Source organism: Xanthomonas sp. WHRI 7945, assembly GCF_035026585.1.
The window spans coordinates 160221-180593 of record NZ_JAYIQP010000004.1 but is presented as its reverse complement, the minus strand read 5'-3'; the positions used below and the strand labels follow the sequence as shown (position 1 = coordinate 180593).

Here is a 20373-nt window from a genome sequence, read left to right as displayed (position 1 = left end):
GCCGCCCTGCCAGGAAAATCCGCAGCCACAGCCATGCGCCGTTACCAATCCCGAATCCCAAATCTCCAATCCCGGCCTCTCAGGGCTTCGGCCCCTGCCCCTCGTTGTCTTCCCACTTGAGCAGGCGCCGGGTCACGAACCGGTAGACCGGCTTGCCGGTGGCGAACCACAGTTCGCGCACCCAGGAGTGGCGCTTGAGCAGGCGCAGTTCGACCGGGGTCAGTGCGTGCCGGCAGTACATGCGCTTGTGCTTGAGCAGGTGGCGCAGGTCCTCGCGCGCCAGCAGCCGCATCCAGCGCGCGCGCGGCGCGCCGCGCACCGCCAGCTGGAAGTCGATCAGCGCCGGGCTGCCGTCCTCCAGCACCAGCCAGTTGGCTTCCTTGGCCAGATCGTTGTGCGCCACGCCGCGCCGGTGCACCTGCTGCAGCAGGCGCCGCGCGGCGCGGAAATAGGCCAGGTCGCCGCGCGGCGGACGCTGGTACATCGCGTCGCCGGCCAGGTAGCTGCGGTCCAGGAAGGTGCCGTCCCAGCCGCGCAGCTGCGGCGTCGCCGCCATGCCGGACAGCTGCTGCAATGCCCGCGCCTCGCGCCGCGCCAGCCACCAGGCCGGCAGCCGCAGCCACCACGGGGCGGCGGTCAGATCGCGGCGCACGAACACGCCCGCGCCACCGTCGCGCACCAGCAGGATGCGCCCGAAGCTGTCGGACTTGAGGATCTGGGTGGAGGCGGCCGGCGCGCGTGTCATCACCCCAGTTTAAGCGGATCGCCATGCTCGCCCACTTATAATCCCCCCATGAATGCATCATGGATCGACGCCACGCTGGAGTGGGTCGCAGCGCATCCCCTCCTGGCCGGCGCGGTCATCTTCGCGATCGCGTTCTGCGACGCGGTGATCGTGCTGGGCACGATCGTGCCGGCGCTGCCGCTGCTGTTCGCGATCGGCGTGCTGATCGGCCTGGGCCAGATTTCCGGTCCGTACGCGGTGGTCAGCGCCGCCCTCGGCGCGCTGGCCGGCGACGCGCTCAGCTACTGGGTCGGCCATCGCTGGGGCCACCAGCTGCGCAACTACTGGCCGTTCCGGCGCTATCCGCAGCTGCTGGACCGCGGCGAAACGATGTTCCGCCGCAACGCCTTCAAGAGCATCCTGATCGCGCGCTACGTCGGCGCGATCCGTCCGTTCGTGCCGGCCGTGGCCGGCATGATGAAGATGCCGCTGCGCCGCTATTTCCTCGCCAGCAGCGTCGCCGCGGTGACCTGGGCGCTGCTGTTCCTGGGCCCGGGCTGGCTGCTCGGCCAGGCCTACGACGCGGTCGCCGCGGTCGCCGGGCGCCTGTTCCTGGTGCTGGGCCTGCTGGTGCTGGCACTGGGGCTGGTGTGGGCGATCGTGCTGTACGGCTATCGCTGGTCGGCCGGGCACATGGACGCGCTGCTGGCGCGCGGCCTGGACTGGTCGCGCCGGCACCCGCTGCTGGGCCGCTATCCGATCGCGGTGTTCGATCCGCAACGGCGCGAATCGGTGCCGCTGGCGATGCTGGCGGTGATGCTGCTGGCGCTGGGTTGGGGCTGGTTCGCGCTGCTGATGGTGGTGGTGGGCCACGGCGAGCCGCTGTCGCTGGACCTGGCCGTGCACGACCTGATGCTGGCGCTGCGCAACCCGCTGGCCGACTACCCGATGACCGCGCTGGCCTCGCTCGGCGACTGGCAGGTGCTGGTGCCGGCCACCACGCTCGGCCTGGCCTACCTGATCTGGCGCCAGCGCTGGATGGCCGCGGCGCACTGGCTGGCGGCGCTGGCCTTCGGCCTGGCCCTGACCAAGCTGCTCGGCACCACCGTGCACGTGGTGCGCCCGCCGGCGGCCAGCAGCGGCTTCGGCTTCCCGTCGGTGGCGGTGACCATGGCCACGATCAGCTTCGGCTTCTTCGCCGTGCTGATCGCGCGCGAACTGCCCGGGCGCTCGCGGGTGTGGCCGTACCTGCTGTCGGGCGTGCTGGTGACGCTGATCGGTTTCGCCCGCCTGTACCTGGGCGCGCATTGGCTCAGCGACGTGGTCGGCGGCATGCTGTTCGGCATCTTCTGGCTGCTGGTGCTGGGCATCGCCTACCGCCGCCGCTTCAACCGCTCGTTCTGGATGAAGCCGCTGGCGTGGCTGTTCTACGGCGGCTTCGTCGCCGCCGCGCTGTGGTATGCGCCGCGCGACCTGGAGCGCAAGCTGGCCAAGTTCGAACCGCCGCCGCCGGTGCGCATGGATCTGGCGGCGAGCGCGTGGTGGCGGGACGAATGGCGCCTGCTGCCGTCGCGGCGCAACGAGTTCGACGACAGCCAGCGCTGGCCGCTGGACCTGCAGGTGGCCGGGCCGTTGGCGCCGCTGCAGCGCCAGCTCCAGGCCGCCGGCTGGCGCGTGCAGACGCAGGCCGGCTGGCAGCAGGCGCTGCAGTTGCTCGACTACAAGGCCCAGGCCGAACAGGTCCCGGTGCTGCCGGCGACGCTGGACACCCAGGTGGAATCGCTGCTGATGCTGCGCAGCGGCCCGCGCCCCGGCGAACTCTACGCGCTGCGCCTGTGGCCGGCACCGGCGCGGCTGCAACCGGGCAACGTGCCGTTGTGGCTGGGCAGCGCGCAGAGCCTGCGCTACGAACGCCACTTCAACCTGATCGGCCTGTGGCGCCCGCTGCGCGGCGCCGACCCGGCGCTCAACGCGGTCACCGAGGCGCTGAGCGCGCTGCCCACGCGCAAGGACATGCACCGCCCGTCGGATGTGCCGGTGCTGCTGGTGCGCAGCGAGGGCGAGGCGCCGGTGGAGGCCGAGTAACGCGTCCCCTTCTTCAGCCGTTACCGCCAGGGTCGTGTAGCGAAGCCATGTAGGAGCGACTTCAGTCGCGACAGGCACTACCAACAAACCTGTCACGCCCGATGATCAAGGCCACCTTGCGTTGCACCTACACGTTCGGTGCCATGGTGTGGAACGACCCGGTCGCGATGGCGCATGTCGCGGCTGAAGCCGCTCCTACAAAACGCCGGGCGCCTGGCATTCGGCAGAAAGCACCTGGCAGGCGCATGGCAACTCGCCCACGCACCCGCCACCGATACCCCGCCAATCCCCAATCCCGAATCCCGAATCCCAGTCCTCAGGGTATCCACCCCAGCAACTGCTCCAGCCGCTCGTGCGGATCGTCTTCCTGCAGCAGCGCCAGGCGCTGGCGCTCGTCCAGCGGCAGCAGTTCGGCCAGGCGCCAGCCGACCCAGGCCGCCTGGTCGAGCAGGCGCGGGCCGGCCACCGGGTACACGTCGGCGGCCTGGTCGAGGATGCTGTCCAGCACGGTCGACAACAACGCGTGTTGCGGCTGTAATTCGTCGTCCTCGTCCGGCTCGCGCCAGTGCACGTCGCCGACCACCAGGCCGTTGTCGCGCACGCGGCTGCGCAGCACGTGGAAGCGGCGCTCGCCGCGCAGGCTCAGCACCAGCACGCCATCGGCGCCAACGTCGAAATCGACGATGCGCGCCTCGGTGCCGTAGGCCGCCGGCACTGCCGGCGTGCCGGTCTCGGTGCCCTCCAGGATCAGGCACACGCCGAAGCCGCTGTCGTTGCGGCCGCATTCGCGCACCATGTCCAGGTAGCGGCGTTCGAACACACGCAGCTTGATCGCCGCACCCGGCAGCAGCACCGCGTGCAGCGGGAACAGCGGCAGCGTGCTGCGCTCCTCGCTCATGCGCACGCTCCGTCGTGCCGCACGCTCACTGCAGCGCCGCCAGGAAGCGCCGCGGCGCGCCGTCGAAACCGCCATTGGACATGAACACCACATGGTCGCCGGCCCGCGCCTGCGCCTGCAGCGCCGCCAGCAACGCCTCCACGTCCGCGGCGGCACAGGCCTGCCCGCGCACCGTGGCGATCACCTTGGCCGCGTCCCAGGCCAGTTCCGGCCGCTGCAGGAACACCACCGCATCGGCCGCGTCCAGCGCCGGCGCCAGCGCCTGCGCGTGCGCGCCCAGGCGCATCGAATTGCTGCGCGGCTCCATCGCCACCACGATGCGCGCCGCGCCGACCTTGGCGCGCAGGCCTTCCAGGGTGGTGCGGATCGCGGTGGGGTGATGCGCGAAATCGTCGTAGACGGTGATGCCCTGCGCCTGCCCGATCACTTCCATGCGCCGCTTGACGCTGCGGAACCGCGCCAGCGCCGGCATCACCTGCGCCGGCGCCACGCCGACCGCGTGCGCCGCGGCCAGCGCCGCCAGCGCGTTCATCACGTTGTGCCGGCCGAGCAGCGGCCAGCGCACTTCGCCCAGTTCCTGGCCGTGGTGCAGCACCGCGAAGTGGCTGCCGTCGGCGGCCAGCGCGCGTGCGCTCCACTCGAACGCCGGATCGAAACCGAAGCGCTCCACCGGCGTCCAGCAGCCCATCGCCAGCACCTCGCGCAGATGCGCGTCCTCGCCGTTGACGATCAGTCGCCCGCGCCGCGGCACGGTGCGCACCAGGTGATGGAACTGGCGCTGGATCGCGGCCACGTCGGGAAAGATGTCGGCGTGGTCGTATTCAAGGTTGTTGAGGATCGCCACCAGCGGCCGGTAGTGCACGAACTTGCTGCGCTTGTCGAAGAACGCGGTGTCGTACTCGTCGGCCTCGACCACGAACAGCGGCCGCTGCGCCGCGGTCGCGCCTTCGCCGCCGTCCGCAGCGGACGCGTTCGCAGCGGCGGCCGGGGACGCGGTGCGGCCCAGCCGCGCGGACACGCCGAAATCCTCGGCCACGCCACCGATCAGGAAGCCCGGCTCGCGGCCGGCGGCCTGCAGCAGCCAGGTGAGGATGCTGGTGGTGGTGGTCTTGCCGTGGGTGCCGGCCACCGCCAGCGTGTCGCGCCCGGGCAGCACCTGCTCGCTCAGCCACTGCGCGCCGGAAGTGTAGGCGCGGCCGGCATCCAGCACCGCCTCGACCGCGGCGTTGCCGCGCGACAGCGCATTGCCGACGATCACCTGCTCGCAATCGGCGCCGATGTGCTCGGGCAGATAGCCCTGCTTCAGCGCGATGCCGAGCTGCTCCAGTTGCGTGGACATCGGCGGATAGATCGCCTGGTCGCTGCCCTCGACCGCATGGCCGAGTTCGCGCGCCAGCGCGGCGACACCGCCCATGAACGTACCGGCGATGCCGAGAATATGGATCTTGCTCATGCGCCGATTGTCGCCGATCCCCCGGCGCGCGCAAACCGGCGCGACGGCGGCAGGGCCCGCCGCCGCCCAGCATCGGCAAGGCGCGCGCGCCACCGAGTGCATGCGGATGGCAACCGCGTCAAGTAGGGAATTCCCCACACCCCCTGCAGAAAACTCCCGATAGGCAAGTCGGGAGCCGACATCGAAAATGAACAGGCCAGCCGCAGCACCCTGCGGTCCTACTCCCCAAGAGGCCATCCCCAAGGGAGCTCATGTTGCGGGGCCCTGAGCAAGCCCGTTCGCTGGCACCTGACGGTTCCGGCCTCCCGCCCGCGTCCACGCGTGGCGGGAGGCATGGATTTGGTCTTGGCCCACTGCTGGCGCCGGATGACGTTGAATCCTGCGCAGAATGCGGCTCGCCGACGACATGGCGCGGACGCGCGGCAGTCGAAGTTAGGACGACGCCTGGCGGGCTTGAGCGCTGCGCGCACCCCGCACACGCCTGCCTTACGTCCTTATCCCTTGCAGGAGCGGCTTCAATCGCGACGAGCGAAGTGTGAGAGGTGCAGACTTCGGACACAGCCTGTCGGGGCTGAAGCCCCTCCTACAGTGCACCCAGTTAGTTTGCCGCACGTCCCTGCAGGAGCGGCTTCAGCCGCGACGAGCGAAGTGGGGCACTTCCGGCGGCGCAATGCGTTGGGACTGAAGTCACTCCTATAGTGCACCCAGCCGACTGGCCGCCAGCTTTCTGTGGAAGCGACTTCAGGCACGACGAGCGCAGCGGCAGGCCGCGCAGTATTGGACAGGACAGCGTCGGGACTGAAGTCCCTCCTACAGTGCACCCAGCCAGTACACCCAGCGAACTGGCCGCTAGCCCCTGCTGTGGGAGCGACTTCAGTCGCGACGAGCACAGCGGCGGACCGCGCAGTATTCGGGCAGGCTGCGTCGGGGCTGAAGCCCCTCCCACACTGCCCCAGCCAGCGAAGCGCGCGGCGCTTGCAAGAGCGGTTTCAACGGCGACGAGCGCAGCGGCGGACGTGCCGGCGACGGATACGGTCGAGGCGAAAGCCCCTCTACAGTGCACCCGCCCAGCGAAACGCGAGCCTCCTGTAGGAGCGGTTTCAACCGCGACGAGCGCAGCAACGAGCCTTCCGGCGACGGATAAGCTCGGGGCTCAAGCCCCTCCTACGGTGCACCAGGCCAGGTTGCCGCAGCTTACGCAGGAACGCCCCGGGAGCATTCGTGCCGAGCGCCGCATCGAGGCGGCCGCCCGGCACAGGCCGCCTCAGCGGCCGATCGACGCCAGAATGCGCGCCAGCACGTCATCCTGCGAGCCGACGCCGTCCACGCGCGCCAGGGTGCCGCGCTTGTCGTAGAAGCCGATCACCGGCGCGGTCGAATCGTTGTACACCTGCAGGCGCTTGCGCACCGACTCGGGATTGTCGTCTTCGCGGCCTTCGGCCTTGGCGCGGCCGGCGATGCGCTCGACCAGCAGTTCGGTGGCCACGTCCAGCTGCACCACCGCGTCCAGCGGCTGGCCGATCTTGGCCAGCAGTTCGTCCAGCGCCGAGGCCTGGGCCAGGTTGCGCGGATAGCCGTCGAGGATGAAGCCGTTGGCGACGTCGTCGCGGCCCAGGCGCGACTCGAGCATGCCGAGCAGGATGTCGTCGGAAACCAGGTCGCCGCGCGCCATCACTTCCTTGGCCTGCACGCCCAGCGCGGTGCCGGCGGCGACTTCGGCGCGCAGCAGATCGCCGGTGGAAATGTGCGGAATCTGCAGCTTGTCCTTCAGGCGGGCCGCCTGCGTGCCCTTGCCCGATCCGGGCGGTCCCAACAGAACCAATCGCATCAACCTGACTCCTCGAGGAAATTACCGTGCGCGGCCGGCGGCGTTAGACTCGGGGGCCACGCCTGCGCTGTACCGCAATTTCCCCAGCTTACCGCATCCGGGCAATGTCCCGGCAATGTCCCCACCCCAGGAGCGAGCCCCGACCATGGCCCAAGGCACCCTGCTGTACGCCCAATCCGGCGGCGTCACCGCCGTCATCAATGCCAGCGCCGCCGCCGTGATCGGCGAGGCGCGCGCGCGCAAGGTCAAGGTCCTGGCCGCGCGCAACGGCATTCTCGGCGCGCTGCGCGAGGAGCTGATCGACACCTCCAAGGAGTCGGCCGCGGCGATCCGCGCGCTGGCGCACACGCCCGGCGGCGCGTTCGGCTCGTGCCGCTACAAGCTCAAGTCGCTGGAGGCGGACCGGGCCAAGTACGAGCGCCTGCTGGAGGTGTTCAAGGCGCACGACGTGCGCTACTTCCTCTACAACGGCGGCAACGACTCGGCCGATACCGCCTGGAAGGTGTCGCAGCTGGCAGACGCCTTCGGCTACCCGCTGCACTGCATCGGCGTGCCCAAGACCATCGACAACGACCTGGCGGTCACCGACACCTGCCCCGGCTTCGGCTCTGCCGCCAAGTACACCGCGGTGTCGGTGCGCGAGGCGGCGCTGGACGTGGCGGCGATGGCCGAGACCTCGACCAAGGTGTTTGTCTACGAAGCGATGGGCCGCCACGCCGGCTGGCTGGCTGCCGCGGCCGGGCTGGCCGCGCAGTCGCCGGACGACGCGCCGCAGATCATCCTGTTCCCCGAGCGCGCCTACGACGAAGCGGCATTCCTGGCGCAGGTGCGCAAGGTGGTGGACAAGGTCGGCTGGTGTGTGGTGGTGGCCAGCGAAGGCATCCAGACCGCGGACGGGCGCTTCGTCGCCGATGCCGGCGGCGGCACCGACGCGTTCGGCCACAGCCAACTCGGCGGCGTGGCCTCGTATCTGGCCGGCAAGGTCAAGGCCGAACTCGGCTACAAGGTGCATTGGACCCTGCCCGACTACCTGCAGCGTTCGGCCCGCCACATCGCCTCCAAGACCGACTGGGAGCAGGCGCAGGCCGCCGGCAAGGCCGCGGTGCAGTTCGCACTGAAGGGCATGAACGCGGTGATGCCGGTGATCGTGCGCAGCAGCGACGCGCCCTACCGCTGGAAGATCGAGGCCGCGCCGCTGAGCAAGATCGCCAACCATGAGAAGAAGATGCCGCCGGCGTTCCTGCGCAAGGACGGCTTCGGCATCACCGACAAGGCGCGCCGCTACCTGCAGCCGCTGATCCGCGGCGAGGCCTATCCGCCCTACGATCGCAACGACGGCCTGCCGAAGTACGTGGCGCTGAAGAACGTGGCGGTGAAGAAGAAGTTGCCGGCCTGGGAGGAGTGAGGGGTGGCGCTGGTGCCGGAACTCGGGACTCGGGACTCGGGACTCGGCCATCAGCGTGCTTCGCTTGTCGCCGAAGAACAGTGCTGCTTCGGTGAAGCCTGGTCGCGGACGCCAGCCATCGCATTCGCGACGCGCCGGATGAGTGCTGAGCGACATCAGTCCGGCTGGCGCAGGAGCTTCTTCAGACCGCCCTGGACGATCTCCGCGAATACCTTCGGCTCGCCGTAGGCGCGCGCGGTGAGCATCGCGCCGTACACGATCGACATGAACGCTGCCGCCTCCAGGCGGGCGGAGCCTTGCAGCTGGAACCGGCCCAGTTGCGCGCCCTTGGTCAGCACGATTTCCAGCCAGTTCGACAGGTCGCGAAAATGCGCACGCACGTGCTCGGCCAGATCGTCGGGCAGGGTGGGCAATTCGCTGGCGAGCATACCGGCGACGCAGAACGGGGCGGACGCGTCGGCGATGCACCTCTCCCAGTAGCCGGTGTAGAAGCCGAGCTGTTGCTCGGGATCGAAGACACCGCTTTCCAGCATTCGCGTCTGCGCGACGATCAGCGCGCGGGATTCCTCCACCACCGCCCGCGCCAGATCGGCCTTGGCAGGAAAGTGGTGGTGGATGCTCGCCTTGCGCACCTGCACCTGTTCGGCGATGTCGGCATAGCTGAAGCCGTTGTAGCCCCGCGTCTGGATCAGGTAACGGGCCGAATCGATGAGTTTCTGCTGTGTCGTCGTCATGAGGCGATTCTACCACCTGGTAGGTAGCCTACCAAGCCCGATCAGCCCATACGACCTCTATAGCAGCCCCCAAATATAATTCATTGACTATTTATCTACCTACTAGTAGGGTGACAACATTCCTCAAGGTCGCTCCCCATGAACTCACTTCGCAACTTCTACTTCCTGCGCGCTGGCGTCGCTTTTGCCTGGGTGGCCGCAGTTCTTCTCTCCGCGCCCGCACCCGTGGCGCTCGCCGCAACGCTGCTGGCGTTGTACCCGGCCTGGGATGCGTTCGCGAACGTTCTGGATGCGCGCCGCAGCGGCGGACTCCAGGCCAACCCCGGGCAGACGTTCAACGCGCTGGTCAGTGCCGTCACCGCCGTCGCCATTGCCATCGCCTTCGCGATGCACGGCAACGCGGGCGGCGTCCTGGTCTTCGGTGCATGGGCGCTGCTGGCCGGACTGTTCCAGCTCGCCGTCGGCATCCGCCGCCGCAAGCTCGGCGGCCAGGCCTTCATGATGGTCAGCGGCGCCCAGTCGGCGCTTGCCGGCATCTTCTTCGTCGTCCAGTCGTTCGGCACTGCGCCGGCGCTCGCCCAGCTCGCGCCTTACGCTGGATTCGGCGGCGTCTATTTCTTGCTCTCCGCGCTGTGGCTGAGCTTCCGCAAGCCGCGTCCGGCCTCCTCGGGTTCCTGAGGCCTCCCGCCAGAACGCGCCGCCAGCTCGGAGAATTCTTGTCCAGGTGCACAGCGCAACGGATTCGCGGCGAAGGATGCGGTTACGCTGCCGCGTGCCAACCGGCATCCGCTCTGCGAACCGACGACGAGGAACCAGAATCGACATCGATTGGCACAACGGTCCGATCACGCGCGCGACGCCGGTCGACGAGACCTACCGGAATACGCAGGCCGTACGCCGGTTCCTCGCCGGCGCGTGCGGGGCCGAGTTCAAGTTCGATCGCGCCTTCATGGCGTGGATCAAGGACGGCGCCGCCCAAGAACATGGGCGAGGTCGCCGACGAATGGATGCGGCGACGGCGCGACGGGCTGGAATCGATTCGGTAACCTGCACTGGCGCACGTGGTCCATGCGCCGATCGAACAACGACGGTGAGCGGCAGCATGCGAAGCAGGTTGAGAGACGCGTTGCCAGGCCGCCACCAGCGACGCGGTGAGCGGTGAGCGGTGAGCCGGGGGTAGCCTGCGCATCGAGCCATGCGAGCGCATGGCACTACCGATGCCCATGGATGGCATGGTCAGCACCATGCGCGCGAGCACCCAACGGCAGCCGTCCCGTAAGCCTGCCGCCACGCACCCGACTCAGCGGCAGGCAGTCCCTTCCACTTTCATCTGCGCGGTGAACTGCGGCACCTGCGCGATCGCGCCGGCCGCCGCCTGCTTCTTCGCCTCTTCCAGATAGATCCGCGACTGGCCCTGGCCGTCCAGATCCGCCTTGGTCGCCACCGGCTTGCGCCAGACCCGCACCACCGCCTGCTGCGACGGGCAGGCCGCGCTGGGCACGCGGATCACATCGTTGAACTTCCACCCCGTCGCCTCGCTGGGCTTGGCCTGGTCGAACTCCACCAGCTTGGCGCGCGGCTGGCAGGTGGGGCTGCTGCGGACCGCGGAAAACTTGTAGGGCTGCGCGGCCTCGCCGGTGTACACACCTTCGAAACGCACGCAGGCCTCGGGAATCTGCCGGATCGTGTGCACCACGCCCACCGCCTGCGCGGCACCGGGCTGGCGCTGCAGTTCGGGCACCGGATCGGCGGCCATCGCCAACGGCGCGCAGGCGCACAGGCCCAGGGCCAGGGTCGAAGCGAGTGCGCGCATCCGCGCCGGGGTCGTCGATTGCATGGGCGTGCTCCTTGAAAGCGATGCGCAACGCTGCCACGCGCCGACTGAACGAGGCGCCAAGGCAGGCAAGGCGCCCGCCGCTGGCGATGGGCAGGACCCGGGCGCATACTCGGTCCGGTTCAAGCCAGGTCGAACATTGCGATACGCACCACCGGCGCATTGCGGCCGCGGAGTCGTTGCATGCCTCAGACTCCTTCCGGTGTGATCCCGTTGTACGTCCCACCGCTTGGGCGTCATCCACATCCTTGGGAGGGGTCATGCTGGAACGATATGCGGTCACCGTGGCACTGGCGTGCGCGGCCTTGGCAATACTCTATGGCATCGTGTCCACACGCTGGATCCTGGCGCAGCCAGCCGGCAACGAACGCATGCGGCAGATCGCCGATGCGATCCAGGAAGGCGCCCGCGCCTATCTCAACCGGCAGTACCAGACCATCGCCATCGCCGGCGTAGCGCTGTTGCTGCTGGTCGGCTTCTTCCTGAGCTGGTACACCGCCGGCGGTTTCGCCATCGGTGCGGTGCTGTCGGGCGTGGCCGGCTACATCGGCATGAACCTGTCGGTGCGCGCCAACGTGCGCACCGCCGAGGCGGCGCGGCGCGGGCTGGGGCCGGCGATGGACGTGGCGTTCCGCGGCGGCGCGATCACCGGCATGCTGGTGGTCGGGCTCGGCCTGATCGGCGTGGCCGGCTACTACGGCGTGCTGCAATGGCTGGGGCGCAGCGTCGAGGAAAGCCTGCACGCGCTGGTCGGCCTGGCCTTCGGCAGTTCGCTGATCTCGATCTTCGCGCGGCTGGGCGGCGGCATCTTCACCAAGGGTGCCGACGTCGGCGCGGACCTGGTCGGCAAGGTCGAGGCCGGTATCCCCGAGGACGATCCACGCAACCCGGCGGTGATCGCCGACAACGTCGGCGACAACGTCGGCGACTGCGCGGGCATGGCCGCCGACCTGTTCGAGACCTATGCGGTCACGGTCATCGCCACCATGCTGCTCGGCGGGCTGATGGCGGCCGAGGCCGGACGCAACGCGGTGCTGTATCCGCTGGTGCTCGGCGGCGTGTCGATCGTCGCCTCGATCGTCGGCACCTTCTTCGTGCGCGTGCGCCCCGGCGGCTCGATCATGGGCGCGCTGTACAAGGGCGTCATCGTGTCGGCGGTGCTCGCCGCGGCGGCGTTCTGGCCGGTGACCCAGCAACTGATGGGCGATACCGCCGCCGGCGCGACCAAGCTCTACGGCTGCGCGTTGATCGGCCTGGTGCTGACCGGATTGATCGTATGGATCACCGAGTACTACACCGGCACCCAGTACAAGCCGGTGCAGCACGTGGCGCAGGCCTCGACCACCGGCCACGGCACCAACATCATCGCCGGGCTCGGCATCTCCATGAAATCCACCGCGCTGCCGGTGATCGCGGTGTGCGCGGCGATCTGGGGCGCGTTCGCGCTGTCGGGCCTGTACGGCATCGCCATCGCCGCCACGGCGATGCTGTCGATGGCCGGCATGATCGTCGCGCTCGACGCCTACGGGCCGATCACCGACAACGCCGGCGGCATCGCCGAGATGGCTGAACTGCCGCCGGAAGTGCGCGCGGTGACCGACCCGCTGGACGCGGTCGGCAACACCACCAAGGCGGTGACCAAGGGCTATGCGATCGGCTCGGCCGCACTGGCCGCGCTGGTGCTGTTCGCCGACTACACGCACAACCTGCGCGCCGCGCACCCTGGCGAAACCTTCGCCTTCGACCTGTCCGACCACACGGTGATCATCGGCCTGCTGCTCGGCGGGCTGATCCCCTACCTGTTCGGCGCGATGGCGATGGAAGCGGTGGGCCGCGCCGCCGGCGCCGTGGTCGAGGAAGTGCGGCGCCAGTTCCGCGAGATCCCCGGCATCATGGAAGGCACCGGCAAGCCGCAGTACGACCGCGCGGTGGACATGCTGACCCGCTCGGCGATCCGCGAGATGATCGTGCCGTCGCTGCTGCCGGTGGCGGTGCCGGTGGTGGTCGGGCTGCTGCTCGGCCCGCGCGCGCTCGGCGGCCTGCTGATCGGCACCATCGTCACCGGACTGTTCGTGGCGATCTCGATGACCACCGGCGGCGGCGCCTGGGACAACGCCAAGAAGTACATCGAGGATGGCCATTTCGGCGGCAAGGGCAGCGAGGCGCACAAGGCCGCGGTCACCGGCGACACCGTCGGCGATCCGTACAAGGACACCGCCGGCCCGGCGATCAATCCGCTGATCAAGATCATCAATATCGTGGCGTTGCTGATGGTGCCGCTGCTGTAGGGCCTGTCATTGGACGCATCGGCGCTGGCGACCCGCCGGCGCCGGTGCATCTGCTCCGCGGTTACAGGCAATCGATCAGGCCGTCGTTGACGCTGCGCTGGCTGTGCGGCAACGGCGCAAACAGCGGATGCTCTCCCGCCAGGGCCTTGTACAGCGCCACCAGCCGGGTCTGCGGCAGCAGCGGCGTCGGGCATTGCCAGAGCTTCGCATCGACCAGCACCTGCCCGGTGGCCGGGTCGATGCTGGATTCGCTGGCGCCGAAGGTCCATACGCACTGGCCGAGCACGCCGTCGCGCTGGCGCACCGAGCAGCGGTAGCGCAGCGGCTGGTAGTCGCTGTACTCGCCTTCGCAGAAGGTGTCGCCGCAACTCTGGTCGAAGTCCTCGGCCAGCCGCCGCTCCAGGTCGTAGAACGCCTCCCAGCCTGCGCCCGGGGTGGGATAGTCGACCGCATCCACGTAGACCTGTTGCGCCTGCGCCCGTGGCGCGCCGAGGGCCAGCAGCGCGACCGTCAACAGCATGCCCATCGAAAACCGGATTCCCTTCATTGCCTTGCTCCTTGGGGGTGGACTGTGGACACAGCGTCGCGTCGCGCCCGGCCGGGCACCATCGGAAATCCTCCCATGCGCGTGGGTACGGAGCCCGAAAACCTTGTAGGAATAGGCTGAGGTGTGTCGATGCGCATCGGGGGTAGATCGCCCCACGCTGGGGCGCGTGTCGGCGAGGAAAAACCAAGGAGCTCACGCCGCACGAGCTGGTGATGCCGCTACGTCGGGCGCCCCCAAGCCGGCCCGGCGGCGGTCACATCCGCCGCTCGGCGCATGACTTGGCCCACGCGCGCCCTTGGCGACTACGCCGCCACGCACAGTCACCTGGCGCCGCATCCGGCAGCCTGGCCGGCCAGATCGCAGGCCCTCCCCGTTCTCGCTGCATTGCAACAGCCAACCGACTAGAATGCAGACCTCTTTGAAGCCACTCCACTGGAGCTAGCGCATGGGTCTGGAACTGGTCACCTCCGGCAAGAATCTCCCGGAAGAAATCAACGTCGTCATCGAAATCCCCAAGGATTCGGAGCCGGTCAAGTACGAAGTGGACAAGGCCAGCGGCGCGATCTTCGTCGACCGCATCCTGTCCACGCCGATGCGCTATCCCTGCAACTACGGCTATGTGCCCAACACCCTGTGCGGCGACGGCGACCCGGCCGACGTGCTGGTGGTGCTGCCGCTGCCGCTGGTGCCCGGCTGCGTGGTGCGCTGCCGCCCGGTCGGCGTGCTGAAGATGAGCGACGAGGCCGGCAGCGACGAGAAGATCCTGGCGGTGCCGGTGGCCAAGGTGTTCGAAGGCTACGGCCACATCGAGGACATCGCCCAGGTGTCGGGCCACTGGATGGAGCGCATCGGCCACTTCTTCGAGCATTACAAGGATCTGGAGAAGGGCAAGTGGGTCAAGCTGGACGGCTGGGGCAACGCCGCCGAGGCCAAGCAGATCCTGCTGGACGCGGTCGAGCGCTACAAGGCCGGCGCCTGAACCCGGCGCCGCGGCGGGCGTCCGTCCGCCGCGGCTGACCCGCTTCACGTTTTACGACGGCGAACGCTGCCGCATTCCGGGGTTTGGGGTACATTGCGGATCGAATGTCCGGCTGGTCGAACGCCAGCCGGTCTCTATTGGGGGATAGTCTCTTGCGCATCCTGTTCGTCGGCGACGAAGCGAGCCTGCCGGCCGAAGTCACCGAATACATCCGCGAATTGGGCGAGGACTGGCAGGTCCAGACCGTGACCGACGGCAATGCCGCCATCGCCGCCGCCGCGACCGTGCAGCTGGATGCGGTGATCGCCGCGCCGGCGCTGCCGGACCTGACCACGGCCACCCTGCTCGGCCAGATCCGCACGCTGAGTCCGGAAACCATCCGCATCGCGCTGATCGAGGCGGAGCAGAGCAATCGCGCGCCCCCGGCGCGGATCATCGGCGTGGCGCATCGGTTCCTGCCGCTGCCGCTGTCGCCGGAGATGCTGCTCGAGGCGGTCACCAGCATCGAGGAACTGCAGGAGCTGCTCGGCAACCCGATCCTGCGCGCCAGCATCGGCCGCATCGAGAAACTGCCGTCGCCGCCGCATCTGTACCTGAGCCTGATGCACGCACTGGAACAGGACGACGGCAGCAATGCCGCCGACCTGGCCAAGCTGGTCTCGGCCGATCCGGCGATCGCGGCCAAGGTGCTGCAGCTGTGCAACTCGGCGTACTTCTCCAACGGCCGCACGATGTCCGACCTGCGCACCGCGGTGACCCGGCTGGGCATCGCCACCTTGCGCGACCTGGTCCTGGCCAGCGAAGTGTTCTCGGTGCAGGCGTTGTCCAACGCCGAACGCAACGCGCTGCAGCAGCGCTCGCTGCTGGCCTCCAAGCTGGCCTCGAAGATGCTGCCGTCCTCCAGCGCCGAACTCGGCGCGACCGCGGCGCTGCTGGCCGACATCGGCCTGCTGCTGCCGGGCATCCGCAACGAGCGCGAGCCGGTCGACCCGAACGACGATCGCCCCGGCCATGCCGAGGCCGGCGCCTATCTGCTCGGCCTGTGGGGCCTGCCGATGCCGATCATCGAGGCGGTAGCGTTCCACCGCCAGCCGCAACGCTCCAGCACGCGCAGCTTCTGGGTCACCGGCGCGGTGCACGTGGCGATGGCCTTGGCCAGCGGCACGGAGATCGACGAGGACTACCTGGCCAAGACCGGCGTGCTGAACAAGCTGCCGACCTGGCGTGAGCAGGCGGAAAGCCTGATGGGGCTGACTTCGGCGTAGCGCCGCGTCGGCTGCCCTCGCAGCACAAGACGCCTCCCGGGGCTGGTTTCGCCAGGACGACCCGACATCGCAATTGACGCATGAGCGGCAGCGCAACGCTGCCGCTGCCGCTGCCGACGGTCTTTGTCGACGCTACCGATACACATGTACCCGCCATCGGCGCGAGCGGTCCAAGGGACTGACAGCCCGGCTTCCCGATGTCCGCATCCGCCGTGTTCGTCAACAACTGGCGCGCCATCGATGCCTCGTGCGCGGCGTCGGCGCCATGCCAGCTTGTGCAGCGACACCTGCTAGACACGGATTTCGAGCGTTCCCGGCTCGGCCGTTTGTGGGAGCGACTTCAGTCGCGACGCGCTACCGGGAATGCCCGTCGCGGCTGAAGCCGCTCCTACACAAAAACAACTTCTCGCGCATCGCCCGCCGCCGCGATCGGCGGATATCGCGGACAAAAAAAGACGGGCCTTGCGGCCCGTCTTTTTTTATTGCTCAGACGCCAGTGGATCAGAAGCGCTGGGTGTACTTCATGTAGAGCATGCGACCGATGTCGAAGCTTCCGTTGTACGAGAAGTTCGAGTTCGGCTGGCTGTACATGATCGGGCCTTCGTGGTTGAACACGTTGTTGGCACCCAGCGACACGGTGGCATCCCACGGCGCGTTGTAACGGACCTGCACGTCGTGGAACGTGTTGGAACCGACCGTGCGCGACGGCTGCTCCAGCGTGTACGCCGAGGTGAAGCCCGGCTCGTTGCACTCCGAACCGCCTTCCAGATCGTACGCACATGCCTCGCGCAGACCGGAGTAGTAACGCACGCCCCAGTTGACGCCGAAGTTGCCGTAGCTCCAATCCACGTTCAGGTTGGAACGGACGCGGAAGTTGGAACCCCAGTCGCTGCTGCCCCAGCCGTTGCGCTGTTCGACCGGCGTTTCCGACTCGTTGTCGCGCTTGTATTCCTGGTAGTCCACGTAGGTGGTCTTCCAGTCGAACACGAAGTTGCCGAAGCCGGTGTCGGCCAGGCGATAGCGCACGCCCAGATCGTAGCCCGCGGTTTCCTGGTAGCCGCCGTTGATCAGCGTACGGGTCACGTCGGTGACCTGGCCGCTGGTGGCGTCACGCACGAAACGGTCGCAGGCCGCGCCGATGTTCTGCACGTAGCACTGGTTGAGGATGGAGGTGACCGACTCGGCGGCGATGACGTCGTCGATGCGGATCTTCCACCAGTCCAGGCTGATGTCCAGACCGTTCACGTAGCCCGGGCTGTAAACCAGGCCCAGCGTGTAGGTCTTGGAGGTTTCCGGCAGCAGCTCCGGGCTGGAGCCGGACAGGTACGCGTAGTTCGACTGCGACCCGGGGCCGCTGGCGTCCACGCCGCCGGAGGCTTCCTGGCGGAAGTTCGCCGGCACCACGGCGCCGCAACGCCCGGCCACGCCCGCGTTGCGGGTCGCCGCACCGAACAGGGTGTCGCACGGATCGGTGTAGGAGTCGAAGGTCTCCGAGGTGCCGCCGTACAGATCCGACACGGTCGGCGCACGGAAGCCGGTGGCGTAGGTGCCGCGCACCAGCAGGTCGTCGATCGGCTTCCACTTCAGGCCGAACTTGCTGTTGGTGGTGTCGCCGAAGGTGTCGTAGTCGGAGTAGCGGCCGGCCACATCGAACGACAGTTCCTTGGCAAACGGCATGTCGGCCAGCACCGGGATGTTGAACTCCAGGTACACCTCATCCAGCGAGTAGCCGCCCTTGGTCGGCGCGCCGGCCAGGTCGGTGCTCAGGCCGGACTGCAGCAGCGCGTCGGGATCGTAGCGCGCGTCTTCGCTGCGGTGCTCGATACCCGCGGCCATCGCCAGGTCGCCGGCCGGCAGCGCCATGATGGTGCCGCTGAGGTTGGCGCTGTAGACCTTGGTGGTGCTCACCGAGGTGTCGTGCGACGGCAGGAACAGGTAGGCCTGCAGGGCCGGATCGGCCAGCGAGCCGGCACCGGTGGCGCCGTTCGGCAACAGCGGGTTCCACGGCATGCAACCGGCGATCACGTTGCCGGCCGAGCCGCACTTGACCACGCCGTCGCTGTCCAGGAACGACGGGCCGACCGCGTTCTGCACATTCGGCACGAACAGGTTGCCGGTGCCGGTCTTGGTGCCCTTGTTGCGGTTGTAGACGTAACCGACGTCCCAATCCCAGTAGTTGTCGCCCAACTGGAACGACCCTTCGAGCCCGCCGCTGAAGCGGAAGGTGTTCAGCTCCGAACGGGTCTGGCGCGGCACTTCCCAGGTACGACGCATGAAATCGACGTCCTGGCCCGGCAGCGGATTGAAGTAGCTCTCGCCCGACAGCGGGGTGTCGTAGGCGACCGAACGGTACGGATAGCCGGCGATCTGCTGCAGCGTCTCGCGCTCGGTGTACAGCACGCTGGCGGTACCGCGGACGTTGTCGGTGAAATCGAAGTTGCCGTTGGCGAACACCGAGCGGCGCTCGATCCCGGTCTGCAGGAACATCTGCTGGCTCGGGTTGGACAGGTCACCGTTGCCGAACTCATGGTAGTCGGCGAAGTTGCGCGGATTGCCGCCCGGATTCACCGAGTACATGTTGCCCGCACCGTCGATCAGCACGCCCTTCTCGCTGATCGCGCTCCAGCCGTTGGCGTCCGCGTCGGTCGGAACCGGGTGGAAATAGCCGTTCGGCGAGGCGCTGTAGTCGCGATCCTTGGCGTAGACCGGATCTTCCTTGCTGTACTCAGCGCCGAGGGTCAGCGAACCGCGATCGTTGCTGGCGCCGTAGACGAAGTTGTAGGTTTCCTTGTGGCCGTCGCCCTGGCCGTACTGGCCGACGTAGGCGCTGGCTTCCAGGCCGTCGAAGTTCTTGCGGGTGATCACGTTGATCACGCCGGCGATGGCGTCGGAGCCGTACAGCGCCGAGGCGCCGTCGGTCAGCACTTCCACGCGCTCGACCATCGAGGTCGGAATCGAAGCCAGATCGGTGTAGCCGCCGGAGCTGACGCCCATGCGCTTGCCGTCCAGCAGCACCAGGGTGCGCTGCGGGCCGAGGTTGCGCAGATCGACGTACTGGCCGCCGACTTCTTCGCCCGAGGACAACGCATCGGCGCGGCTGATCGCCGGCGAACCGGTCGCCGACAGGTTCTGCACGATGTCGGCGACGCTGGTGTAGCCCTGCTTCTCGATATCGGCACGCTGCAGCGCGATCACCGGCTGCGCGGTCTCGGAACTCGCCTGACGGATGCGCGAACCGGTGACCTCGATGCGGTCGAGGTTGGTCGGGTTGCCATCGGTGGCGGTGGACTCTTGCGCGCCGGCAATGGCCGGCGTCAACGCGATCGCGATGCTGGCGGGCAACAGGCCCAGCCGCACTGCGGAAGTGCGAAGGTTCATCAATCTCTCCAGGGTAACGTTAGGGGCGTGTTAAGCGCCCTCGGCACGTTACGTTCCGGTGAGCATGGCTGCTTTGCCGCGGCCGTTCGCAGACTTTGCCGAATCTGGCGGCACCGCCGTCTCTTGTCGATATTGCGAAGCGGAGACGCCGAAGCGCGCACGGAAGGCGCGAGCGAAACTGCAGCAGTTGTCGAAACCGCTGGCCGCGGCGACCTCGCCGATCATCATCGTGGTGTCGCGCAGCAGATCCGCGGCGCGTTCCAGCCGCAACCGCGCCGACAACGCCTGCGGGCTTTCCTCATACAGGCTCTGGAAGGTCTTGGACAGATACCAGCTGGAGAAGTTGGTCAGCTCGGCCAGTTCGCTGATCCGCACCACGCGGTCGCGGTGCCCTTCCAGGTACAGATGCGCGCGCTGCATGCGCCCGAACACCTGGCGCTTGCGCACCCGCGAACGGCCCGGGCACCGCTGCACGCGGTGCGACAGTTCGTCCTGCATCGAGGCCAGGTGCAGCAGCACCGGGCGCATCGCCAGCACGTCGCCCGGCCGCGCTGCCGCCTGCCGCCACAGCCGCAGCGCGATCCGCGCCTCGCGCGCCGGCAGCAGGCCGCGGCCGGTGTACAGGGTCGCGTCGGCCATGCGCCCCAGCGCCTTCAACGCATCGGCGTCCAGGCTCAGGCCGATGCACAGGCCATCGCGATCGGCCTGCACCAGCGGCCGCGAATCGCGCTCGAAGGCCAGCCACTGGCCGCGGCGCAGTTCGAAGCGGCCTTCCTTGGCCTCGATCCAGGCGCTGCCGCGCAGCTGGATCCACACCGTGAACGCGGCGGCCGAGGCCTGCAGGCTGCCCAGCCGCGCCGCGCCCAGGCAGGCCGACCCGCTCGGCGCGTCCTCGTTGTCCAGAATCCGTTGTTGCCCACGATCGGCCATGAACACGTGCCGCATCCGACGCACC

The 20373-nt window shown here is 68.4% G+C and carries 16 protein-coding genes; 7 read left to right on the top strand and 9 right to left on the bottom strand.

The genetic code is table 11. From position 1 onward, the window contains the following. Positions 1–79: 79 nt before the first annotated feature. Positions 80–745: a serine/threonine-protein kinase gene (locus tag VDQ83_RS05185; protein WP_263395626.1), complete on the bottom strand. Its 666-nt coding sequence runs from the start codon at positions 743–745 to the stop codon at positions 80–82. A 48-nt stretch (positions 746–793) separates the two neighbouring features. Between VDQ83_RS05185 and VDQ83_RS05180 the strand changes: the two genes are divergently transcribed. Then, entirely contained in the window at positions 794–2809 is a 2016-nt protein-coding gene (locus VDQ83_RS05180) for a VTT domain-containing protein (RefSeq protein ID WP_455434107.1), read from the top strand. 316 nt (positions 2810–3125) lie between these two features. On the opposite strand, the gene VDQ83_RS05175 is transcribed toward VDQ83_RS05180, so the two are convergent. The 3 genes from VDQ83_RS05175 to VDQ83_RS05165 all read right to left on the bottom strand — a co-directional run bounded on the left by VDQ83_RS05175 (position 3126) and on the right by VDQ83_RS05165 (position 6988). Beyond that, a complete protein-coding gene (locus tag VDQ83_RS05175) occupies positions 3126–3707 on the bottom strand; it encodes an LON peptidase substrate-binding domain-containing protein (RefSeq protein WP_455434106.1) in 582 nt (193 codons plus the stop codon). Between the two features lie 25 nt (positions 3708–3732). Continuing rightward, entirely contained in the window at positions 3733–5160 is a 1428-nt protein-coding gene (gene mpl / locus VDQ83_RS05170; RefSeq protein WP_455434105.1) for a UDP-N-acetylmuramate:L-alanyl-gamma-D-glutamyl-meso-diaminopimelate ligase, read from the bottom strand. 1264 nt (positions 5161–6424) lie between these two features. Next, positions 6425–6988: an adenylate kinase gene (locus VDQ83_RS05165; RefSeq protein WP_309914313.1), complete on the bottom strand. Its 564-nt coding sequence runs from the start codon at positions 6986–6988 to the stop codon at positions 6425–6427. A gap of 145 nt (positions 6989–7133) precedes the next feature. Between VDQ83_RS05165 and VDQ83_RS05160 the strand changes: the two genes are divergently transcribed. Further along, positions 7134–8393: a 6-phosphofructokinase gene (locus VDQ83_RS05160; protein WP_455434104.1), complete on the top strand. Its 1260-nt coding sequence runs from the start codon at positions 7134–7136 to the stop codon at positions 8391–8393. A gap of 155 nt (positions 8394–8548) precedes the next feature. On the opposite strand, the gene VDQ83_RS05155 is transcribed toward VDQ83_RS05160, so the two are convergent. Then, complete coding sequence (locus tag VDQ83_RS05155; RefSeq protein ID WP_455434103.1) at positions 8549–9127, bottom strand: TetR/AcrR family transcriptional regulator; 579 nt, start codon at positions 9125–9127, stop codon at positions 8549–8551. Positions 9128–9265: 138 nt separating this feature from the next. Between VDQ83_RS05155 and VDQ83_RS05150 the strand changes: the two genes are divergently transcribed. Continuing rightward, positions 9266–9805 carry a hypothetical protein gene (locus VDQ83_RS05150; protein WP_455434102.1) on the top strand — a complete coding sequence of 180 codons (540 nt, stop codon included), beginning with the start codon at positions 9266–9268 and terminating at the stop codon, positions 9803–9805. A 76-nt stretch (positions 9806–9881) separates the two neighbouring features. Then, a complete protein-coding gene (locus VDQ83_RS05145) occupies positions 9882–10289 on the top strand; it encodes a DUF6434 domain-containing protein (protein ID WP_309914304.1) in 408 nt (135 codons plus the stop codon). Between the two features lie 138 nt (positions 10290–10427). On the opposite strand, the gene VDQ83_RS05140 is transcribed toward VDQ83_RS05145, so the two are convergent. Then, positions 10428–10940 carry a hypothetical protein gene (locus VDQ83_RS05140; protein WP_455434145.1) on the bottom strand — a complete coding sequence of 171 codons (513 nt, stop codon included), beginning with the start codon at positions 10938–10940 and terminating at the stop codon, positions 10428–10430. A 281-nt stretch (positions 10941–11221) separates the two neighbouring features. Between VDQ83_RS05140 and VDQ83_RS05135 the strand changes: the two genes are divergently transcribed. Then, positions 11222–13249, top strand: coding sequence for a sodium-translocating pyrophosphatase (locus tag VDQ83_RS05135; RefSeq protein WP_309914301.1), 2028 nt, complete (start codon positions 11222–11224; stop codon positions 13247–13249). 61 nt (positions 13250–13310) lie between these two features. Here the strand turns inward: VDQ83_RS05135 and VDQ83_RS05130 are convergent, their stop codons facing one another. Then, positions 13311–13796 (bottom strand): hypothetical protein, encoded by a 486-nt coding sequence (locus tag VDQ83_RS05130; RefSeq protein ID WP_309914297.1) that lies wholly within the window; start codon positions 13794–13796, stop codon positions 13311–13313. A gap of 445 nt (positions 13797–14241) precedes the next feature. On the opposite strand from VDQ83_RS05130, the gene ppa reads away from it, so the two are divergent. Next, a complete protein-coding gene (gene ppa / locus VDQ83_RS05125; RefSeq protein ID WP_179567039.1) occupies positions 14242–14775 on the top strand; it encodes an inorganic diphosphatase in 534 nt (177 codons plus the stop codon). Positions 14776–14879: 104 nt separating this feature from the next. Continuing rightward, positions 14880–16040 (top strand): response regulator, encoded by a 1161-nt coding sequence (locus VDQ83_RS05120; RefSeq protein ID WP_263395637.1) that lies wholly within the window; start codon positions 14880–14882, stop codon positions 16038–16040. A gap of 501 nt (positions 16041–16541) precedes the next feature. On the opposite strand, the gene VDQ83_RS05115 is transcribed toward VDQ83_RS05120, so the two are convergent. Next, positions 16542–19418 carry a TonB-dependent receptor plug domain-containing protein gene (locus VDQ83_RS05115; protein WP_455434101.1) on the bottom strand — a complete coding sequence of 959 codons (2877 nt, stop codon included), beginning with the start codon at positions 19416–19418 and terminating at the stop codon, positions 16542–16544. Between the two features lie 48 nt (positions 19419–19466). Continuing rightward, the gene (locus VDQ83_RS05110; protein WP_455434100.1) at positions 19467–20363 is read right to left on the bottom strand and encodes a helix-turn-helix transcriptional regulator; all 897 of its coding nucleotides are present in this window, start codon (positions 20361–20363) and stop codon (positions 19467–19469) included. Positions 20364–20373: the final 10 nt, after the last annotated feature.

Excerpts from the sequence above, each read along its gene's own strand:
- VDQ83_RS05140 (WP_455434145.1), bottom strand. The coding sequence starts at position 10,940 with ATGCGCGCACTCGCTTCGACCCTGGCCCTGGGCCTGTGCGCCTGCGCG.
- VDQ83_RS05120 (WP_263395637.1), top strand. The coding sequence starts at position 14,880 with ATGTCCGGCTGGTCGAACGCCAGCCGGTCTCTATTGGGGGATAGTCTC.
- VDQ83_RS05160 (WP_455434104.1), top strand. The coding sequence starts at position 7,134 with ATGGCCCAAGGCACCCTGCTGTACGCCCAATCCGGCGGCGTCACCGCC.
- VDQ83_RS05150 (WP_455434102.1), top strand. The coding sequence starts at position 9,266 with ATGAACTCACTTCGCAACTTCTACTTCCTGCGCGCTGGCGTCGCTTTT.
- VDQ83_RS05145 (WP_309914304.1), top strand. The coding sequence starts at position 9,882 with ATGCGGTTACGCTGCCGCGTGCCAACCGGCATCCGCTCTGCGAACCGA.
- mpl (WP_455434105.1), bottom strand. The coding sequence starts at position 5,160 with ATGAGCAAGATCCATATTCTCGGCATCGCCGGTACGTTCATGGGCGGT.
- VDQ83_RS05185 (WP_263395626.1), bottom strand. The coding sequence starts at position 745 with ATGACACGCGCGCCGGCCGCCTCCACCCAGATCCTCAAGTCCGACAGC.
- VDQ83_RS05135 (WP_309914301.1), top strand. The coding sequence starts at position 11,222 with ATGCTGGAACGATATGCGGTCACCGTGGCACTGGCGTGCGCGGCCTTG.
- VDQ83_RS05155 (WP_455434103.1), bottom strand. The coding sequence starts at position 9,127 with ATGACGACGACACAGCAGAAACTCATCGATTCGGCCCGTTACCTGATC.
- VDQ83_RS05180 (WP_455434107.1), top strand. The coding sequence starts at position 794 with ATGAATGCATCATGGATCGACGCCACGCTGGAGTGGGTCGCAGCGCAT.
- VDQ83_RS05115 (WP_455434101.1), bottom strand. The coding sequence starts at position 19,418 with ATGAACCTTCGCACTTCCGCAGTGCGGCTGGGCCTGTTGCCCGCCAGC.
- ppa (WP_179567039.1), top strand. The coding sequence starts at position 14,242 with ATGGGTCTGGAACTGGTCACCTCCGGCAAGAATCTCCCGGAAGAAATC.
- VDQ83_RS05110 (WP_455434100.1), bottom strand. The coding sequence starts at position 20,363 with ATGCGGCACGTGTTCATGGCCGATCGTGGGCAACAACGGATTCTGGAC.
- VDQ83_RS05165 (WP_309914313.1), bottom strand. The coding sequence starts at position 6,988 with ATGCGATTGGTTCTGTTGGGACCGCCCGGATCGGGCAAGGGCACGCAG.
- VDQ83_RS05130 (WP_309914297.1), bottom strand. The coding sequence starts at position 13,796 with ATGAAGGGAATCCGGTTTTCGATGGGCATGCTGTTGACGGTCGCGCTG.
- VDQ83_RS05175 (WP_455434106.1), bottom strand. The coding sequence starts at position 3,707 with ATGAGCGAGGAGCGCAGCACGCTGCCGCTGTTCCCGCTGCACGCGGTG.